Raw genomic sequence first — 17,210 nt, 5'->3', positions numbered from 1 at the left:
TCCTCAGCGCGGGGTGACCCGGAGCAGCTCGTCGCCGCCTCCGTTGTCGGTGGTGACGAGCAGGTCACCGTCCGCGGCCAGCGAGACCGTACGCAGCCGCCCGTAGTCGCGCATGACCTCGGGTGAGCTGTCGTCGGTGAGCTTCCCGGACTCGTCGAAGGAGAGGATCAGCAGCTCCTGGTCCTTGAGCACGGCGACCGCGAGCGCCCCGCCGTAGGCGCCCCATCGTTCCTGGACCGGGATGAAGGTGCCGCCACCGGTCGCGACGGTCGGGTTGCCGGAGTCCCAGGCCGCCTCGATCTGCTTTCCGGGCAGGTTCTGGTCGGTCATCGGCACCGACTCGTCGTAGCCGGGGCCGGGGTTCCAGCCGTAGTCGCCACCGAGGGTGATCTCGTTGACCTCGTCGTCGCGGTCGGAGCCGTGCTCGATCGACCAGATCGTGCCGTCGGCGCGCTGGGCCAGCCCCTGCACGTTGCGGTGGCCGAAGCTGGTGATGAATCGGCGCGGTCCTTCGTCGCCGGCCCACGGGTTGCCCGGCCAGGGCTCGCCGGTCTCCGGGTCGAGCCGGAGCGTCTTGCCGCCCAGGGAGTCGAGGCTGCGCGGGTTCTCCTCGTTGGCGGCGTCCCCGGTGCCGACCCAGAGCGCCCCGTCGGCGGTGATCAGCAGCCGGCAGCCACCGTGCCTTCCTGACGAGGTCGGGAAGCCGTCGATCAGCGTCCGCTCCTGAGTGGCCCTGGTCAGTGCGGCGTCGAGGGTCCAGGAGATGACGCGTACGTCCTGGCCGTCGTTCCACCCCTGACAGGTGTAGATGCGCCGGTTCTCGGCGAAGCCGGGGTCGATCTCGAGCCCCATCAGCCCGGTCTCACCGGAGACCCAGATGTCGTTGTCCTCGAGCGGGATCTCCCGCCGCTCGCCGCCCTCGACCAGCGACAGGACCGCCCGGTCGCGCTCGGTGAGCAGGTACCGGTCCTCGCCGATGTCGGCGACGTCCCAGGGGTGGTCGAGCTCGTCGTTGACCACCTCGACGTCGAGCTCCGGGACCCGGTCGGAGGTCGGCAGCACGGCTGGGGGAGCCGATGAGGACGCGCTGGCGGAGGCGCTCGGCGAACCCGACGGGTTCAGCGGCGGGGGAGTGGAGGCGGGAGAGGAGTCTCCCGCGCACGCGGCGGTCGAGAGCCCGAGAGCGATCACGGAGGCGAGTGCGATGGCGGCGCGCATGGTGTCGACGCTACTGGCCCGGTGGGCTCTAGGGTGTGCGGTTGTGACGAACGTGATCAGGGCGATGCGCGAACACCCCTCCGCGGTGCTGCTGCTCGGACAGGTGGTGGCGATCCTGGCCTACCCCTTCCTCGACGGCTCGACCGCCGGCCGCGCCGCACTGGGCGTGCTGCAGCTGCTGCTCCTGCTGGCAGCGGTCGCTGCGGTGCGCATGACTCCGGCCTTCTCCTGGGCGGCGATCATCTTCGGTGGACCGGCGACGATCTTCGCGGTGTGGGAGTCCGTCGCGCCGAACGAGGGCTGGGTCGTGCTGACCTCGGCCTTCTTCCACGTCCCGTTCTATCTGTTCGTCTCGTACGCGATGATCCGCTATCTCTTCCACGACGACGTGGTCACCCGCGACGAGCTCTTCGCGACCGGTGCCGCGTTCACCGTCGTCGCCTGGGCCTTCGCCTACCTGTACGCGGCGATCCAGGTGATCTGGCCCGGCTCGTTCGGCGACCACCGGCAGTGGTTCGACCTGCTCTACCTCTCGTTCACGACGCTGACCTCGGTCGGACTCTCCGACATCGTGCCGGTGCTCCCGCACGCCCGCTCGGTGGTGATGATCGAGCAGATCGCGGGGGTCTTCTACGTCGCCATGGTGGTCGCCCGCCTGGTCGGGCTGGCGGCCGCCAGGGCACGGCGCGTGTAGCCGGGGGAGTCTGCCAAGCGGTCGATCCGGGCCCGGCCTCGAGCCGGCCGGCCCGGATCGACCACTTATGGGGCGCAGATCCTCAGAAGGTGTGCTCGGGGCCGGGGAAGGTCGAGCCCTTGACGTCTGAGATGTAGGCCTCGGCGCCCTCGGACAGGACCGACTTCACGTCGGCGTACTGCTTCACGAAGCGGGCCATCTTGCCGCTACGCATGCCGAAGGCGTCCTGCCAGACCAGCACCTGGCCGTCGCAGTCGGGGCCGGCACCGATCCCGATGGTGGGGATGTCCAGCTCCTTGGTGATCTGCGCGGCGACGTCGCCGGGGACCATCTCCATGACCACCGCGAACGCGCCGGCCTCCTGGACGGCCTTGGCGTCGTCGATGATCCGGTCGGAGTTGTCGCCGCGGCCCTGGACACGGTAGCCGCCGAGCACGTGCTCGGACTGCGGGGTGAAGCCGATGTGGGCGATGACGGGGATGCCGCCCTCGGTCAGCTTCTTGATCACCGGGGCCATCTCGGCGCCGCCCTCGAGCTTCACGCAGTGGGCGCCGGCTTCCTTCATGAACCGCACCGCGGTCAGGTAGCCCTGCTCCGGCGAGGCCTGGTAGGAGCCGAAGGGCAGGTCGCCGACGACCATCGCCCGCTTCACGCTGCGCGAGACCGCGCGGGTCAGGGGCAGCAGCTCGTCCACGGTCACCGGAAGCGACGTCTCGTTGCCGAGGACGTTGTTGGAGGCCGAGTCACCGACGAGCAGCAGGTCGACGCCGGCCTCGTCGAAGATCTGGGCGGAGTACATGTCGTAGGAGGTCAGCATCGTGATCTTGTCACCACGCTGCTTCATCTCGCGAAGATGATGCGTGCGCACCTTGCGTACGGGCTTGGCCGGCGTGTTCCCAGCGGCCCCGGTCCCATAAGGGGCGGTCTCCTCGGCAGAGGGGTTCGTGCTCATCATCGAGCCTTTCTGGTTTCATCTCGCAGCTCCCTGATGGAGTCCACGGACTACCTCCAGCGTAGGCCGAGTTCACACCGGGCGCGCTGTGGCGGTGGTCACAGCCGGTCGAACGGGGCGGCATAGCGGAACGGGCCCCGAAGACCCGGTTCGTACGCAGCCAGCGGCCGTGCCTGGAAGTAGTCGCCCCAGGCGGGTTCGGGTGCCTCGATCCCGAGCGAGGAGGCGGGGACGAAGCCGAAGCGGCCGTAGTAGTCCGGCGAGCCGAGGAGGACGACGACCGGCTCACCCAGTGCGTCGGCGGCGCCGAGGACGGCGTGCATCAGCGCTGAGCCGACGCCGTCGCGCTGGCGGGCGGGGGAGACGCTGACCGGGCCGAGACCGAGCGCGGACCGACCGGCGAGCTCGCCGCGGGTGGCCACGACATGGCCCACGATCTCGCCGTCGGCCTCGGCGACCAGCGAGAGCTCCGGGACCCAGCCCGGATCCTCGCGCAGCCACCCCACCAGCGTCGCCTCCCCGGGCGCCCCGTCGGGCTCGACCGGCGGCGCGGAATGCTCCACACCGGAGAAGGCGGCGGCAGTGACCGCACGGATGTCGGCCACGTCCTCGAGACGTTCACGTCGGATCAGCACACGTCCACGCTAAACGGAGCGACAGCCCCGGCGCTCCTGGTTATCGTCGCGTCCATGCGGGTGCGACAGGCGACGGCGGAGGACCTCGACGCGGTGATCCACGTCGGCGTGACGACCTGGCGGGCGACGTACCCGCCGATCACCGGTGAGGCGTACGTCGAGGAGGGCATCGCCAAGTGGTGGGCTCCGGACGCGGTGCTCCCCGGGATCAGGGCCGGCACCGTCCTCGTCGCCGAGGTCGAGGACCGGGTCGTCGCGATGGCCTCCTACTCGGTCTTCGAGGACCACCTGATGCTCTGGAAGCTGTACGTCCTGCCCGACTCCCAAGGGTCAGGCGCCGGCAGCGCGCTTCTGAGCGAGGTGATCGCCCGCGCCGGTGACCTGCCCGTGCGACTCACCCACCTCGTCGGCAACGACCGCGCCCATGCCGTCTACGAGCGGCTCGGCTTCGTGGAGTCCGCCACGGTTCCCAGCCCCATCGACGACGGTCCGGAGGAGATCGTGATGGAGCGCTCGGCGGGCTGACCCGGAAGACCACTTTCGAAGATTACCCGCGAAAGTCGTTCAGGAACGGTTGAAAGTCGGCGACCGTCGACACTAGCATCCGGCGTGACGCGCATCACATCCCATTCGGCGTCCCGATGTTCGGAGTCTCGATGTCTCGCTTCCCCTCCACACGCCGCACTCGGACCCGACTCGCCGTCGGGTCGGCTGTCCTCGGGATCACCGCTCTCTGCACGGGCGGTCCGATCGGGGCCGCCCTCGCGACTCCCACCGAGACACCCTCGACGGCCGCGACCTGTCCGGCACCCGATGCCCGCACGAGCGTGGTCCTCCTCGATCTCGACACCGGCGTCGCCAACAGCACCCTGCGCTCCGGCTGCACCATCAACGACGTCATCGACGACGAGCGGACATGGCCGACCCATGGGGCCTTCGTGACGCACGTCCGTGGCGTCACCGCCGACCTGGTCGCCACCGGAGAGGTGACGCGGGCCGAGGCCAGCCGGCTGCGATCCGCCGCGGCTCGCTCGCAGGTGGGGAAGGTCGAGGGCTACGACTGGCTCTTCGACGGCTCGGCCGACTCCTTCGGCGACTGGGCGTACGCCGGAGACGGTGGGTTCGACCTGGTACCGGACGGCACCATCCGCAGCCGTGCCGGCGCGGGCGGCGGGTTCGGAACCCTGTGGTACCCGGAACGGGAGTACGGCGACTTCTCGCTGCGACTGCAGTTCCGCGACGACGCGCCCGGTGCGGCCCGCGGAAACAGCGGCGTCCAGGTGCGCTTCCCCGAGCTGTGGGGTCCGGTCGAAGGATGCCCCACCACGTTCAACGGCAGCGAGACCGGCAACCTGTCCTGGATCGCGGTCAACTGCGGCCACGAGATCCAGGTCAACGACTCGCCGGAGGGCGGCAGCAACGACCCCCGCAAGACCGGGTCGATCTACGGCTTCGCCGACCTCACCCTGGCCCAGGCGCGGCCGACCCCGAAGGGCACCTGGAACGACCTCGAGATCCGCGTCGTCGGGCAGCAGTACACCGTGATCCGCAACGGTGTCGTGATCAACGAGTTCGAGAACCTGCCCGGGCTGCCGTTCCCCGGTCGTCCCAACGACCCCGATTCCAGCAGCCGAGGGCTGACCGGTCACGTCGGGGTTCAGGCGCACGGCAGCACCCCGGACGTGGTCTCCTACCGGAACATCCGCATCCGCGACCTGTCCTGAGGTCGTCCGCGGTCGGTGGCGGGATCGGGAGGCTGGGTAGCACCTAGACTCCGGGTGTGGACTTCTACTCCGCCTACTCCCATGGCTTCGCGCGGGTCGCGGCGTGCACCATCCCGATCTCCGTCGCCGACCCGGCGGCCAACGCGCGCGAGGTGATCGCGCAGGCCCGCGAGTGCTCCGATGAGGGAGTCGCGGTAGCGGTCTTCCCGGAGCTGTGCCTCTCGGGCTACTCGATCGACGACCTCGTCCTGCAGCGGACCCTCCTCGACGCCGTGCACGCCGCGATCAGCGCGATCGTGGTGGCCTCCGAGGAGCTGCTCTCGGTGATCGTCGTCGGCGCCCCGCTGCGCCACGGCGACCGGGTGCTCAACACCGCGGTCGTGATCCACGGCGGCGAGGTGCTCGGCGTGGTGCCCAAGACCTACCTGCCGACCTACCGCGAGTTCTACGAGAAGCGGTGGTACGGCACGGGCGACGGCGCCGACGGCACCATCATGCTCGGCGGCGAGGAGGTTCCGCTCAGCAACGAGCTGCTCTTCCGGTGCACCGACGTCAAGGATCTCGTCTTCCACGTCGAGGTCTGCGAGGACATGTGGGTCCCGGTGCCGCCGAGCGCGAAGGCCGCGCTGGCCGGCGCGACCGTGCTGCTCAACCTCTCCGCCAGCCCGATCACGGTGGGCCGCTCCGACGCGCGGCGACTCCTGGTCCAGTCCGCGTCCGCCCGGTGCCTGGCGGCGTACGTCTACACCGCCGCCGGCCAGGGCGAGTCGACCACCGACCTGTCCTGGGACGGTCAGACGATGGCGTACGAGCTCGGCGAGCTGCTGGGGGAGACCGAGCGGTTCCCGGACGGGCCGCGGCGCACCGTGGTCGACGTCGACCTGGAGCGGATCCGCGCCGAGCGGATCCGGCAGGGCACCTTCGACGACAACCGGCGGGCCGAGGCGACCTTCCACTCCGAGATCGAGTTCGAGCTGGCGCCGCCGCTGACCGGCGACGGGCTGCGGCGCAAGGTGGACCGGTTCCCGTTCGTCCCCGACGACCCCGACAAGCTCGCGCTGGAGTGCTATGAGGCCTACAACATCCAGGTCTCCGGGCTCGAGAAGCGGCTGCAGTCGATCGGCCCGGACACGAAGATCGTCATCGGCGTCTCAGGCGGGCTCGACTCGACCCACGCGCTGATCGTCGCCGCCAAGGCGATGGAGCGCCTGGGCCGCCCGGCGAGCGACATCCTGGCGTTCACGATGCCCGGCTTCGCGACCTCCGAGGACACCAGGTCCAACGCGATCCAGCTGATGGAGGCGCTCGGGACGACCTACGAGACGCTCGACATCCGCCCGACCGCCACCCAGATGCTCAAGGAGATCGGCCACCCGGCCGGTGACGGCGAGCCGGTCTACGACGTGACGTTCGAGAACGTCCAGGCGGGGCTGCGTACCGACTTCCTCTTCCGCATCGCCAACCAGCGCGGCGGCATCGTCCTCGGCACCGGCGACCTCTCCGAGCTCGCGCTCGGCTGGGCCACCTACGGCGTCGGCGACCAGATGTCGCACTACAACGTGAACGCGGGCGTGCCGAAGACCCTGATCCAGCACCTGATCCGCTGGGTGATCACCACCGAGCAGTTCGACGGCACCGCCGACGAGGTCCTCCAGGAGATCCTCGACCAGGAGATCTCGCCCGAGCTCGTGCCGGGGGAGGAGCTGCAGTCGACGGAGCAGAAGATCGGTCCGTACGCACTGCAGGACTTCACCCTCTTCCACACCGTCCGCAACGGCTTCTCGCCCTCGAAGATCGCCTTCCTGGCCTGGAACGCCTGGCACGACGTCGAGGCCGGCGAGTGGCCCCCGGGGTTCCCCGAGGACAAGCGGGCGGCGTACGAGATGAAGGAGATCCGCGCCTGGCTCGAGGTCTTCGTGAAGCGCTTCTTCGCCAACCAGTTCAAGCGCTCGGCGCTGCCCAACGGGCCGAAGGTCCACAACGGCGGCACCATGTCGCCGCGCGGCGACTGGCGGATGCCCTCGGACGCCTCCCCGGCCGCCTGGCTCGCGGAGATCGAGGCCCGGGTTCCGGTGGAGTAGTTGACCCTCACACGGTGTCAGGCGATGGGCTGATGGCGTCATGTTGAGTATCGGAGACTTTGGCCGCTTCGCCGGGGTGTCGGTGCGCATGCTGAGGCACTACGACTCCCTCGGCCTGCTCTCGCCTTCACGTGTCGACCCGCACAGCGGCTACCGGTTCTACGAGCCGGCGCTGCTGGCCCGGGCCGACGCGCTGGTGGCATTCAGATCGCTGGGCTTCTCGTTGGAGGAGGTCGGTGATCTGCTCGACGAGGGCCGTACGCCGGCCGAGCTCGCTGCGCTGCTGCATCGGCGCCGCGACGAGCTGCGCGTTCAGATCGAGGCCGACGGCCGGCGCCTCGGCGAGGTGGAGCGACGTCTTCGACTGTTGGAAGGAGATCCCATGTCCACCCTCACCTACACCGAGAAGCCGCTCGCGGCCCTCAGCCTCACCCAGCTGACCGACCAGGTCGACGACGTCGACGAGGTCGGCACCCGCGTCGGCCCGCTCTTCGGACGGGTCTACGGCGCCTTCGCGGCCGCCGGGATCGAGCCGTCCGGGCCGGCCATCGGCTGGTACGACGCCGTCGGCGACGGGATGGCCTTCGGCGCCGGGGCCGAGCTCGGCGGCAAGGCCGTCGACGGCCTCGAGATCGGCACTCTGCCGGCACACGACCGCGCGGTCACCGCGATCTACCGCGGGGCGATGACGGGGATCGGCGAGGCCTGGCAGGAGCTGTCCCGCCACGTCAGCGACGCCGGTCTCGAGTTCACGGGCCCGTGCCGCGAGATCTACCTCGAGATGCCGGAGGACCAGGATGCCTGGGTCACCGAGCTCCAGCAGCCGGTGAGGTAGCGGGTCCTTCATGCCGGGGCGTGGGTCCGGAGTCGCGGTAGCGTCGTGACCATGTCGTCCAAGAGCCTGGTCTGGTCCGTCGTTCACGCCGAGCGACAGGCGCTGATCCGGGACCTCGAGACCCTCTCCCCGGCACAGTGGGCGACGCCGTCGCTGTGCGCGGGCTGGACCGTCCACGACGTGCTCGCCCACATGATCGACGTCGCGACGACGACACGGCTGGGGTTCGTACGCCGCCTGGTCGCCGCCGGCGGGGACTTCGACCGGGACAACCAGACCGGTGTCGACCGGGAGCGCGCCGAGGATCCGGCCGAGACGCTGGCCGCGTTCCGAAGGGTCGCCGGTCGGACGGCGACCCCGCCCGCTCCGCTCGCGACCCGCCTGGTCGAGGAGTTCGCCCACGGGGAGGACATCCGGCGCCCGCTGGGTCTGCGGCGCGACTACCCGGTCGAGCACGTCGTCACGGCGCTGGGCTACCTGGCCAAGACCTCGCAGAAGTGGGGTGGTGGCAAGGAGCGAGCCCAGCGCGTACGCCTTGTGGCCACCGACGCCGACACGGTGATCGGGACCGGCCCTGAGGTCCGCGGCACCGCGATCACGATCGTGCTCGCGCTGTCCGGGCGTCAGGTTGGGCCGGACGAGCTCACCGGGCCGGGCGCGGCCGCGGTGGTTGCCACCTGAAGCTCATGGCTTCATTCGCATCAAGTAAATCAAATACCTTCATCACGCGAGAATGAAGGTATCATCTTCATATGACGTCAGTGGCGACCGTGATCGGCGACCTCGTGGGCTCGCGCACCAAGGCCGACCGCGCCGAGGTTCACGAGGCGTTCGCCGACGCGATCGAGGAGATCAACCGGGAGTGGCAGCCGGTCACGCCGCTGCGGATCACGGTCGGCGATGAGTACCAGGGAGCCTTCAAGACCGTCGGCGCCGCGATCCGGGCCACGTTGCGGCTGCGGATCGCGCTCGACCCCGTGGTCGGCGTACGCCACGGCATCGGCTGGGGCGAGACCCGGGTGCTCCGCGACGACCCCCGGGTCGAGGACGGGCCGGGGTGGTGGTCCGCTCGGGCGGCGATCGAGACCGCGGAGAACGCCGAGAACAGGGCGGCCTCTCGCAGCGTACGGACCTGGTATCAGCCGGCTGAAGACGCGGGTGGGCCGGAGCCGGCCGCGGTCAACGCCGCTCTGGTCGCGCGCGACGAGCTCTTTTCTCGCCTGGATCGGTCCTCGGTGTCGGTGCTTTCTGGCATGCTCTCCGCCATGTCTCAGAAGGCCATCGCCGCCGAGCTCGACATCACCCCCTCCGCGGTCTCCCAGCGCGTCCGCCGTGACGGCATCGCCGTGATCGTGCGCGCCGACGAGCTTCTGGGGGAGGTCCGATGAGCGGGCGTCGGCGAGCAGGCGAGGCGGCGGCATGAGCTGGATAGCGCTGCTCCTGATCGGGATCGGGACGGTCGACTTCGCCCATTCGATCCTCGACCCGCTCAAGCGGATCCGCTGGGTCCCCGAGGCGATCGGGGCGGTCGCGGTGATCGCCTTCGGCCTGCTCTCGGCTCTCTTCGGAGGTGACCTGGCGGCGGTGATCGTGATCGCCGGGATCACGGTGCTGTGGGGCTTCCTGGCCCACCCGCCCCAGGGCTCGGACGCGAACCCCCGGCCGGGGATCCCGCTGGCCCTGCTCGGCGGGACGATCTTCGTCGGGATCCTGCTGGCTCCGGTGGCCGGTGAGGTCGGCGGACCGGTCGCCGCGTGGGCGGAGCAGGCGCCCTGGGTCTGGGTCGAGTCGGCGCGCCCCGAGGCCGTGCTGCTCGTCTTCGGCGGCCTGCTGGTCCAGGTCTCGACCGGCAACGTCGTGGTGCAGCTCGTCCTCGACGTCGCCAAGGTGGCCAACCCGCTCGACGGTGTCGACGGCAACAATCTCAAGGGCGGCCGCCTCCTGGGCCCGCTCGAGCGGCTGACGATCTTCGGGCTCGGTCTCACCGGCAACCTCGCCGCCGCCGGCCTGGTGGTCGCGGCCAAGGGCTTGATCCGCTGGCCGGAGCTGCAGTCGTTCCGTGGGAACGACGGGCCGAGCATCAACGACGTGACCGAATACTTCCTGGTCGGCAGCTTCGTCTCCTGGATGACCTCGCTGGTGACCCTTGCCCTGGTCATCACCTAGCCCGCGACTAGATTGCGGTGTCATGACTGTGGGTAAGGCTCTTGGACTTCTGGTGGCCGCGGTGCTTCTCCTGGCCGGAGGAGCGCTGGCGCTCACCGGCATGGGCTATCTCGGCGGAGGCGGCACGAGCACCGCCTGGTCGGTCCTCGGAGCGGCGCTGGCGGGGTTCGGGGTCGCCTTGGTGATCTCGATCTTCAAGGGTCCTCGAGGCTGAGCCCGGCCACAGCGTGGCGCGGACGTCTCGGCCGTAACGTCGGACCGTTAGTGTTCACGCATGGGCAAGCAACAGGACTTCGTGCTCCGGGCACTCGAAGAGCGGGACGTACGTTTCGTGCGGCTGTGGTTCACCGACGTGCTCGGCTATCTGAAGTCGGTCGCGGTGGCTCCGGCCGAGCTCGAGAGCGCCTTTGCGGAGGGCATCGGTTTCGACGGCAGCGCGATCGAGGGGTTCGCCCGGGTGACCGAGGCCGACATGCTGGCCCTGCCGGACCCGAGCACGTTCCAGATCCTGCCGTGGCGTACCGACGGCCCGTCCACCGGCCGGATGTTCTGCGACATCGTGATGCCCGACGGCTCGCCGTCCTACGCCGACCCGCGCTACGTGCTCAAGCGCACGCTGTCCAACGCCGCGGAGAAGGGCTTCACCTTCTACACGCACCCCGAGATCGAGTTCTACCTCTTCAAGGACAACCCGAGGGACGGCAGCGAGCCGACCCCGGTCGACTCCAGCGGCTACTTCGACCACACCGCCCAGTCGATGGGCGCCGACTTCCGGCGTGAGGCGATCACGATGCTGGAGGCGATGGGGATCTCGGTGGAATACAGCCACCACGAGGGCGGTCCGGGCCAGAACGAGATCGACCTGCGCTACGCCGACGCGCTGAGCACCGCCGACAACATCATGACCTTCCGCACCGTCATCCGCGAGGTGGCGCTGAGCCAGGGCATCTGGGCCAGCTTCATGCCCAAGCCGTTCACCGAGCACCCGGGCTCGGGCATGCACACCCACCTGAGCCTGTTCGAGGGCGACGCCAACGCGTTCTACGAGCCGGGCGCCGAGTACCAGCTCTCCAAGACCGGGCGCAGCTTCATCGGCGGCGTGCTCCGTCACGCCGGCGAGATCACCGCGGTGACCAACCAGTGGGTCAACTCCTACAAGCGCCTGATCGGCGGGGGAGAGGCGCCGGCCCACGTCGCCTGGGGCCACAACAACCGCTCGGCGCTGGTCCGGGTGCCGATGTACAAGCCGCTCAAGGGCCAGTCGACCCGCATCGAGGTCAGGTCCCTCGACGCCGCCTGCAACCCCTACCTGGCCTTCGCCGTGATCCTGGCCGCGGGCATGAAGGGCATCGAGGAGGGCTACGAGCTGCCGCGCGAGGCCGAGGACGACGTGTGGGCGCTGACCGAGCGCGAGCGCAAGAGCCTCGGCATCGATCCGCTGCCGGAGAACCTCGACGAGGCGATCGGGATGGCCGAGGACTCCGAGCTCCTCGCCGAGACCCTCGGCGAGCACGTCTTCGACTTCTTCCTGCGCAACAAGCGCGCCGAGTGGGCCGCCTACCGCGAGCAGGTGACCGCCTACGAGCGCTCCCGGATGCTGCCGGTCATCTGACCTCCGATAACTGGTTGTCAGGGCAACTCAAGCCCGATTCCACACTTCCGATCCGGTGCTGCCACACTGGATCGAACGGGAGAGTGGGAGTGATGTCGTGAGTCTTCCCCGAGTGCTTGTCATCCAGCACGAGGAGACAGTTCCGCCGGCGTTGTTCGGTCATTGGTTGGCTGAGGCGGGCATGTGCGTCGACGTCTGTCGGGCGTACGCCGAGCCGATCCCGCCGCTCTCGTCGCTGAACGCCTCCTACTCGGGGCTGCTCGTCATGGGCGGCTCGATGGACGCCGACTCCGACGACGAGCACCCCTGGCTCCGGGTCACCCGCGAGCGGATCGCGCAGGCCGCCGAGGCCGGGATCCCGACGCTCGGGATCTGCCTCGGACATCAGCTGGCCGCGATGGCCCTGGGTGGCAGCGTGGAGCGCAGCCCGTTCGGGCTGACCGTGGGCGTACGCCAGGTCACCTGGGAGCCCGAGGTGCTCTTCGACCCGCTGATGCGCCTGCTGGCGGGCGATGACCGCGCCATGCACTGGCACCGCGACGTCGTCGGCCGGCTGCCCGAGGGCACCGTCGAGCTGGCCAGCTCGATCGACGGGCAGGTCCAGGCGGCGCGGTTCGCCCCGACCGTGTGGGGCGTGCAGTTCCACCCCGAGGTCGACGCCGCCGCGGTCGCGGTCTGGGCCGAGGAGTCCGTCGAGGACCTCGAGCAGATCGGCCGCAGCGTCGAGGACGTGGTCGCGACGGCCACCTTCGCCGAGAAGGAGCTGATCAAGACCTGGCAGCCGCTGGCCTTCGGGTTCGCTCGCCTGGTTCGTGAACGCAGCGCCGCCGTCGCCCCGGGCGGCACCCGCGGAGGCGTCATCTCGACCCCTAGGCCCTGGAGCGCCTGAAAACCGGCCAGTGACACAATCGGGGCCATGACGTTGCCAGGCAAGGGCGAGCTGCTCCGGCTCGGCTTCAACGATCCGGACACGGCCCTGGCAGATCTGGCAGGTCTCGGCCCCTGCGCCCAAGAGCTACTGGCGATCCTGGGCCAGGCGGCCGACCCCGACGCGGCGCTGGCCGGCCTGGTCATGCTCGCCGAGTCCCAGGGCGCCGGCTTCGTCGAGGAGCTCGCCGGCGACGAGGGCACCGCGATGCGGCTGATCTCGGTGCTCGGTGCCTCGCCCGCGCTCGGCGACCACCTGGCCCGCCATCCCGCTCACTGGCGTGAGCTGGCCGACCCGACCCTCGGCACCACCAGGCCCGCCGCGTACGTCTTCAGGGCTTCGCTGCTCGAGGCCGTCGGCGCGAAGCCGGGCGACGAGAGTCCGGTGGCCACGGTCCCGGACGCGGAGGCGGTCGACGCGCTCCGGGTGGAGTACCGCCGCTGGCTGCTCCGGCTGGCCGCCCGCGACCTGGCCCACCAGCTCCCGGTCGACGACGTCGCGGCCGAGCTCTCCGACCTGGCCTGCTCGACCCTCGACGCCGGGCTGGCGGTCGCCCGCGCGCGGGTGGGCGCCGAGGCCGACAAGGTCCGGCTGGCCGTCGTCGCGATGGGCAAGTGCGGTGGCCACGAGCTCAACTACGTCTCCGACGTGGACGTGATCTTCGTCCACGAGGCCGCCGACGGGGTCGGCGACGACGTCTCGCTGCGGGTCGCCACCCAGCTCGCCAGCAATCTGATCCAGGTCTGCTCGGCCCACACCGGCGAGGGCACGATCTGGCCGGTCGACGCCGCGCTGCGTCCCGAGGGCAAGGCGGGCGCGCTCTCGCGTACGATCGCCGGCCACGTCGGCTACTACGAGCGCTGGGCCAGCACCTGGGAGTTCCAGGCGCTGCTCAAGGCCAGGCCGGCGGCTGGTGACCTCGCTCTGGGCCAGGCCTACGTCGACGCCGTCAACCCGTTCGTGTGGAAGGCCGCCGAGCGCGACGGCTTCGTCTCCGACACCCAGAAGATGCGGCGCCGGGTCATCGCCCACATCCCGTCCCGGGAGGCCGACCGCGAGCTCAAGCTCGGCGCCGGCGGGCTGCGCGACGTGGAGTTCGCGGTGCAGCTGCTGCAGCTGGTCCACGGCCGCACCGACACCGGGATCCGCCAGCCCACCACGCTCTCCGCGCTGGCGGCGCTAACCCGATCCGGCTACGTCGGGCGCGAGGACGGCGAGGCCATGCACGAGGCCTACGCGTTCCTGCGGCGGATGGAGCACCGGCTCCAGCTCCACCGGCTGCGGCGCACCCACGTCGTCCCCGACGACGAGGAATCGCTGCGCTGGCTCGCGCGCTCGCTCGGCTACCTGCGCGACCCGGTGGTGCGGCTGGAGAAGGAGTGGGGCCACCAGCGGATCGAGGTACGCCGCCTCCACGAGAAGCTCTTCTACCGACCGCTCCTCGACGCGGTCGCCCGGATCCCGTCCGGTCAGGCACACCTGTCCGCGAAGGCCGCCGAGGAGCGGCTGACCGCGCTGGGCTACGCCGACCCCAAGGCCGCGCTGCGCCACCTGGAGGCGCTCACCACGGGCGTCTCCCGGCGCGCGGCGCTGCAGCGGGCGCTGCTGCCGGTGATGCTGCAGTGGCTCTCCGAGGGCTCCGATCCCGACGCCGGGCTCTTCGGGTTCCGCCGGATCTCCGACGCCCTCGGCGCCACGCCCTGGTATCTGCGCTCCCTGCGCGACGAGGGCCTGGTCGCGCAGCACTTCGCCACGATCCTGTCCACCTCGCGCTACACCACCGCGCTGCTCGAGCGGGAGCCCGAGGCGCTACGCCTCCTGGGCCACGATCTGGCGCCGCTGTCCGCCGAGGCGCTGACCGACGAGATGGTCGCCCGCGCCGCCCGCCGTCGCACCACCACCTCCGCCGAGGAGGCCGTACGCCACATCCGGGCGATCCGCCGTCGCGAGCTGTTCCGGATCTCGGCCGCCGAGCTCCTCGGCGAGGCCGGGATCGACACGATCGGTGCCGCTCTGTCGCGGCTGACCGACGCCACCTTGGAGGCCTCGCTGCGCACCGTCGTGGCCGAGGAGGTCGCCCGCCGTGGGGTCGACGGGCCCCCGACGCGGATCGCGATCATCGCGATGGGCCGCTACGGCGGGTTCGAGCTCTCCTACGCCTCCGACGCCGACGTGCTCTTCGTCCATCAGCCCGTCGAGGGGGCCGATCCGGGAGAGGCGACCCAGTTCGCGCTCAAGGTCATCGCCGACCTGCGCCGGTTGCTGGCTCTGCCGGGCGCCGACCCGCCACTGGAGATCGACGCCGACCTGCGCCCCGAAGGGCGTCAGGGCGCGCTGGTGCGGACACTGCCGGCGTACGCCTCCTACTACGCCAAGTGGTCGGGCATCTGGGAGTCGCAGGCGCTGCTGCGTGCCGACGCCGTCGTCGGCGACCAGCAGGTGCGCGATGCGTTCACCGAGATGATCGACCCGCTGCGCTACCCCGAGGGCGGGCTGAGCGAGGACGACGTCGTCGAGGTGCGCCGCATCAAGGGCCGTGTCGACCACGAGCGGCTGCCACGCGGCGCCGACCCGAACACCCATCTCAAGCTCGGCCGCGGCGGGCTCGCCGACATCGAGTGGACCGTCCAGCTCCTGCAGATGCGGCATGCGTACGCCGTCCCGGGGCTGCGCACGCCACGCACCGTCGAGGCGCTGCAGGCCGCCCGCGACGCCTCGTTGATCGAGGCCCACGACGCCGAGACGCTCATCGAGGCGTGGCGGATGGTCAGTCGGGTCCGCAACGCGGTCACGCTCGCGCGTGGCCGCCCGGCGGACTCGTTGCCCGCCGGGCCGGTCGAACAGCACGCCGTAGCGGCCATCCTCGGCTATCCGGCGGGCGCGACCGACGAGCTGGTCAACGACTACCTGCGGATGACCCGCCTCGCCCACGGTGTGGTCGAGCGCGTCTTCTGGGAGTGAGCTCTAGAGGTTGTTGTCGTTGCGCGGCGGGAGCCAGCCCGGCGTGCGCTGCGGCCGGGGCTGCTGCGGCTGGGCCGGCGGCTCGTTGCCCGCCTCGTCGGCGGGCTGCCCACCCTGGGGCCTGAAGAAGTCCGGCTGGGGCTCCGAGGCACTGTTGGAGGCCTGCTGGGCGTAGGGCCGGGGCGTCCAGCGTCCGTTCTGCGGCCGCAGCTGGGTCGGACGCTGCGGGCGCTGGGCGAACGCGTTGCCGAAGCCTTCGCTCACCGGCTCACCGTTGGGCTGACCCGCCTGCGGGCTGCCCGAGGCTGCGGGCTGCCGCGTCGGGAGCGGCTGGAGCGGCTGTTGCGGCTGCTGCAGCTGTGACAGGGCCGGCTGCTGGCCCGTGATCGGCTGCGGCCCGGTGTTGTAGCGCTGTGCCATCTCCGGCCGCTGCGGCATCATCGCGTGGGAGCCCGAGTCCGAGGTCGTCCGCTTGACCGGCGTCCAGGGGTCCTCGAGGTCGTCGTTGATGCCGGCGAACATGGTGGCGAACCCGATCACGATGAGCATGCCGGCCGAGATCGCGAAGATCGGCATGGCGAGATAGACCGGGTCGGCGCCGCTGACGTGCCCGAGCTTGTCCTCGGGAGAGCTGTGGATCTCGAGAGCGAGCATGCCGGTGTAGTGCATGACGCACACGCCGATGCCCATGATGACCGCGGCGCCCACGCGCATCAGCAGTGTGGTGACGTTGAAGGCGAAGAAGAGCGCGAGCGCCGAGGCGACCAGCGCGATCACGATCGAGAGGATGACGATCGGCGGCTTCCAGACCATCTGGGCGCTCATGTCCATCGCGTACATGCCGGTGTAGTGCATCGCGCCCACGCCGGCACCGGTGACCAGGCCACCGACGATGTAGCCCGCGTTGCCGCGCATGGCGGTCGCGATGAGCATGCCGACCATCGCCGCGATGATCGCGACGGCGAGCGAGATGAGGGTGGTGCCGACGTCGAGGGCGTACGCCACGTGGCTGTCGAAGGCGAGCATGCCGATGAAGTGCATGGACCAGATCGCGCCGCCGCCGATCGAGGCGGCCGCGCCGAAGAGCCAGAGCCAGGCACCGGTGCCTGAGCCACGCCGGCGAGCGCGGGTCGCACAGGTCAGACCGACCCATGAACCGAGTACGGAGATGATGAACGACATCCCGACCAGGGGCTGGCTGAACGCCCCGATCGTGACTTCCTCGATGCTTGTCACGCTGCTTTGACTTCCTCTCGTTCCTCGCCGGACGGGGTGTGGGGGATCGGCGAGGTAGATCTGGAAACACGCATGGATGCCCCTAGGGGTATCCGAGATGCATCCATAGCGGGCAATGGTGCCGTTGTAGCGCAGGTCACAATAGAGGAACAGGTCCCCTATTTCCAT

Annotated in this window: 16 protein-coding genes; 12 read left to right on the top strand and 4 right to left on the bottom strand. The window is 70.3% G+C overall.

Annotated elements, in window-relative coordinates; all coding sequences use genetic code 11:
• Positions 1–3: 3 nt before the first annotated feature.
• The gene (locus ACIRON_RS20895) at positions 4–1,218 is read right to left on the bottom strand and encodes a PQQ-dependent sugar dehydrogenase (protein ID WP_402995075.1); all 1,215 of its coding nucleotides are present in this window, start codon (positions 1,216–1,218) and stop codon (positions 4–6) included.
• Between the two features lie 43 nt (positions 1,219–1,261).
• Between ACIRON_RS20895 and ACIRON_RS20890 the strand changes: the two genes are divergently transcribed.
• The gene (locus ACIRON_RS20890; protein ID WP_402995073.1) at positions 1,262–1,912 is read left to right on the top strand and encodes an ion channel; all 651 of its coding nucleotides are present in this window, start codon (positions 1,262–1,264) and stop codon (positions 1,910–1,912) included.
• Between the two features lie 82 nt (positions 1,913–1,994).
• On the opposite strand, the gene panB is transcribed toward ACIRON_RS20890, so the two are convergent.
• Together panB and ACIRON_RS20880 are read right to left on the bottom strand one after the other, a co-directional pair.
• Positions 1,995–2,867 (bottom strand): 3-methyl-2-oxobutanoate hydroxymethyltransferase, encoded by an 873-nt coding sequence (gene panB / locus ACIRON_RS20885; protein WP_402995071.1) that lies wholly within the window; start codon positions 2,865–2,867, stop codon positions 1,995–1,997.
• A gap of 95 nt (positions 2,868–2,962) precedes the next feature.
• Positions 2,963–3,499 carry a GNAT family N-acetyltransferase gene (locus tag ACIRON_RS20880; RefSeq protein WP_402995069.1) on the bottom strand — a complete coding sequence of 179 codons (537 nt, stop codon included), beginning with the start codon at positions 3,497–3,499 and terminating at the stop codon, positions 2,963–2,965.
• A 54-nt stretch (positions 3,500–3,553) separates the two neighbouring features.
• Here ACIRON_RS20880 and ACIRON_RS20875 point away from each other — a divergent pair, with 54 nt between their 5' ends.
• From ACIRON_RS20875 to ACIRON_RS20825, 11 genes are all read left to right on the top strand, one after another.
• On the top strand, positions 3,554–4,024 hold the full coding sequence (locus ACIRON_RS20875) for a GNAT family N-acetyltransferase (protein WP_402995067.1): 471 nt from the start codon (positions 3,554–3,556) through the stop codon (positions 4,022–4,024).
• Between the two features lie 131 nt (positions 4,025–4,155).
• The gene (locus ACIRON_RS20870) at positions 4,156–5,223 is read left to right on the top strand and encodes a DUF1080 domain-containing protein (protein WP_402995065.1); all 1,068 of its coding nucleotides are present in this window, start codon (positions 4,156–4,158) and stop codon (positions 5,221–5,223) included.
• A gap of 56 nt (positions 5,224–5,279) precedes the next feature.
• The gene (locus ACIRON_RS20865) at positions 5,280–7,304 is read left to right on the top strand and encodes an NAD(+) synthase (protein ID WP_402995063.1); all 2,025 of its coding nucleotides are present in this window, start codon (positions 5,280–5,282) and stop codon (positions 7,302–7,304) included.
• A 40-nt stretch (positions 7,305–7,344) separates the two neighbouring features.
• On the top strand, positions 7,345–8,139 hold the full coding sequence (locus ACIRON_RS20860) for a MerR family transcriptional regulator (protein ID WP_402995061.1): 795 nt from the start codon (positions 7,345–7,347) through the stop codon (positions 8,137–8,139).
• A 51-nt stretch (positions 8,140–8,190) separates the two neighbouring features.
• On the top strand, positions 8,191–8,820 hold the full coding sequence (locus ACIRON_RS20855; RefSeq protein ID WP_402995059.1) for a maleylpyruvate isomerase family mycothiol-dependent enzyme: 630 nt from the start codon (positions 8,191–8,193) through the stop codon (positions 8,818–8,820).
• Positions 8,821–8,891: 71 nt separating this feature from the next.
• The gene (locus ACIRON_RS20850; protein WP_402995057.1) at positions 8,892–9,527 is read left to right on the top strand and encodes a SatD family protein; all 636 of its coding nucleotides are present in this window, start codon (positions 8,892–8,894) and stop codon (positions 9,525–9,527) included.
• 31 nt (positions 9,528–9,558) lie between these two features.
• Positions 9,559–10,305, top strand: coding sequence for a hypothetical protein (locus tag ACIRON_RS20845; RefSeq protein ID WP_402995055.1), 747 nt, complete (start codon positions 9,559–9,561; stop codon positions 10,303–10,305).
• Positions 10,306–10,327: 22 nt separating this feature from the next.
• The gene (locus tag ACIRON_RS20840; RefSeq protein WP_143033908.1) at positions 10,328–10,519 is read left to right on the top strand and encodes a hypothetical protein; all 192 of its coding nucleotides are present in this window, start codon (positions 10,328–10,330) and stop codon (positions 10,517–10,519) included.
• A gap of 60 nt (positions 10,520–10,579) precedes the next feature.
• Positions 10,580–11,917: a type I glutamate--ammonia ligase gene (gene glnA, locus ACIRON_RS20835; protein WP_045550195.1), complete on the top strand. Its 1,338-nt coding sequence runs from the start codon at positions 10,580–10,582 to the stop codon at positions 11,915–11,917.
• Positions 11,918–12,014: 97 nt separating this feature from the next.
• Positions 12,015–12,806 (top strand): type 1 glutamine amidotransferase, encoded by a 792-nt coding sequence (locus tag ACIRON_RS20830; protein ID WP_402995052.1) that lies wholly within the window; start codon positions 12,015–12,017, stop codon positions 12,804–12,806.
• A 27-nt stretch (positions 12,807–12,833) separates the two neighbouring features.
• A complete protein-coding gene (locus tag ACIRON_RS20825; RefSeq protein WP_402995050.1) occupies positions 12,834–15,806 on the top strand; it encodes a bifunctional [glutamine synthetase] adenylyltransferase/[glutamine synthetase]-adenylyl-L-tyrosine phosphorylase in 2,973 nt (990 codons plus the stop codon).
• A gap of 3 nt (positions 15,807–15,809) precedes the next feature.
• Here ACIRON_RS20825 and ACIRON_RS20820 read toward each other — a convergent pair whose 3' ends face one another.
• Positions 15,810–17,042 carry an MHYT domain-containing protein gene (locus ACIRON_RS20820; protein WP_402995048.1) on the bottom strand — a complete coding sequence of 411 codons (1,233 nt, stop codon included), beginning with the start codon at positions 17,040–17,042 and terminating at the stop codon, positions 15,810–15,812.
• Between the last annotated feature and the right edge of the window lie 168 nt (positions 17,043–17,210).

Source organism: Nocardioides sp. NPDC101246 (assembly GCF_044767415.1).
In the GTDB taxonomy this organism is placed as follows: Bacteria; Actinomycetota; Actinomycetes; order Propionibacteriales; family Nocardioidaceae; genus Nocardioides.
This window is presented reverse-complemented; position numbering and strand designations above follow the sequence as displayed.

Coding starts and splice junctions, on each gene's coding strand:
- ACIRON_RS20895 (WP_402995075.1), bottom strand. CDS start 1,218: ATGCGCGCCGCCATCGCACTCGCCTCCGTGATCGCTCTCGGGCTCTCG.
- panB (WP_402995071.1), bottom strand. CDS start 2,867: ATGATGAGCACGAACCCCTCTGCCGAGGAGACCGCCCCTTATGGGACC.
- ACIRON_RS20875 (WP_402995067.1), top strand. CDS start 3,554: ATGCGGGTGCGACAGGCGACGGCGGAGGACCTCGACGCGGTGATCCAC.
- ACIRON_RS20870 (WP_402995065.1), top strand. CDS start 4,156: ATGTCTCGCTTCCCCTCCACACGCCGCACTCGGACCCGACTCGCCGTC.
- ACIRON_RS20860 (WP_402995061.1), top strand. CDS start 7,345: ATGTTGAGTATCGGAGACTTTGGCCGCTTCGCCGGGGTGTCGGTGCGC.
- ACIRON_RS20855 (WP_402995059.1), top strand. CDS start 8,191: ATGTCGTCCAAGAGCCTGGTCTGGTCCGTCGTTCACGCCGAGCGACAG.
- ACIRON_RS20850 (WP_402995057.1), top strand. CDS start 8,892: ATGACGTCAGTGGCGACCGTGATCGGCGACCTCGTGGGCTCGCGCACC.
- ACIRON_RS20845 (WP_402995055.1), top strand. CDS start 9,559: ATGAGCTGGATAGCGCTGCTCCTGATCGGGATCGGGACGGTCGACTTC.
- ACIRON_RS20840 (WP_143033908.1), top strand. CDS start 10,328: ATGACTGTGGGTAAGGCTCTTGGACTTCTGGTGGCCGCGGTGCTTCTC.
- glnA (WP_045550195.1), top strand. CDS start 10,580: ATGGGCAAGCAACAGGACTTCGTGCTCCGGGCACTCGAAGAGCGGGAC.
- ACIRON_RS20825 (WP_402995050.1), top strand. CDS start 12,834: ATGACGTTGCCAGGCAAGGGCGAGCTGCTCCGGCTCGGCTTCAACGAT.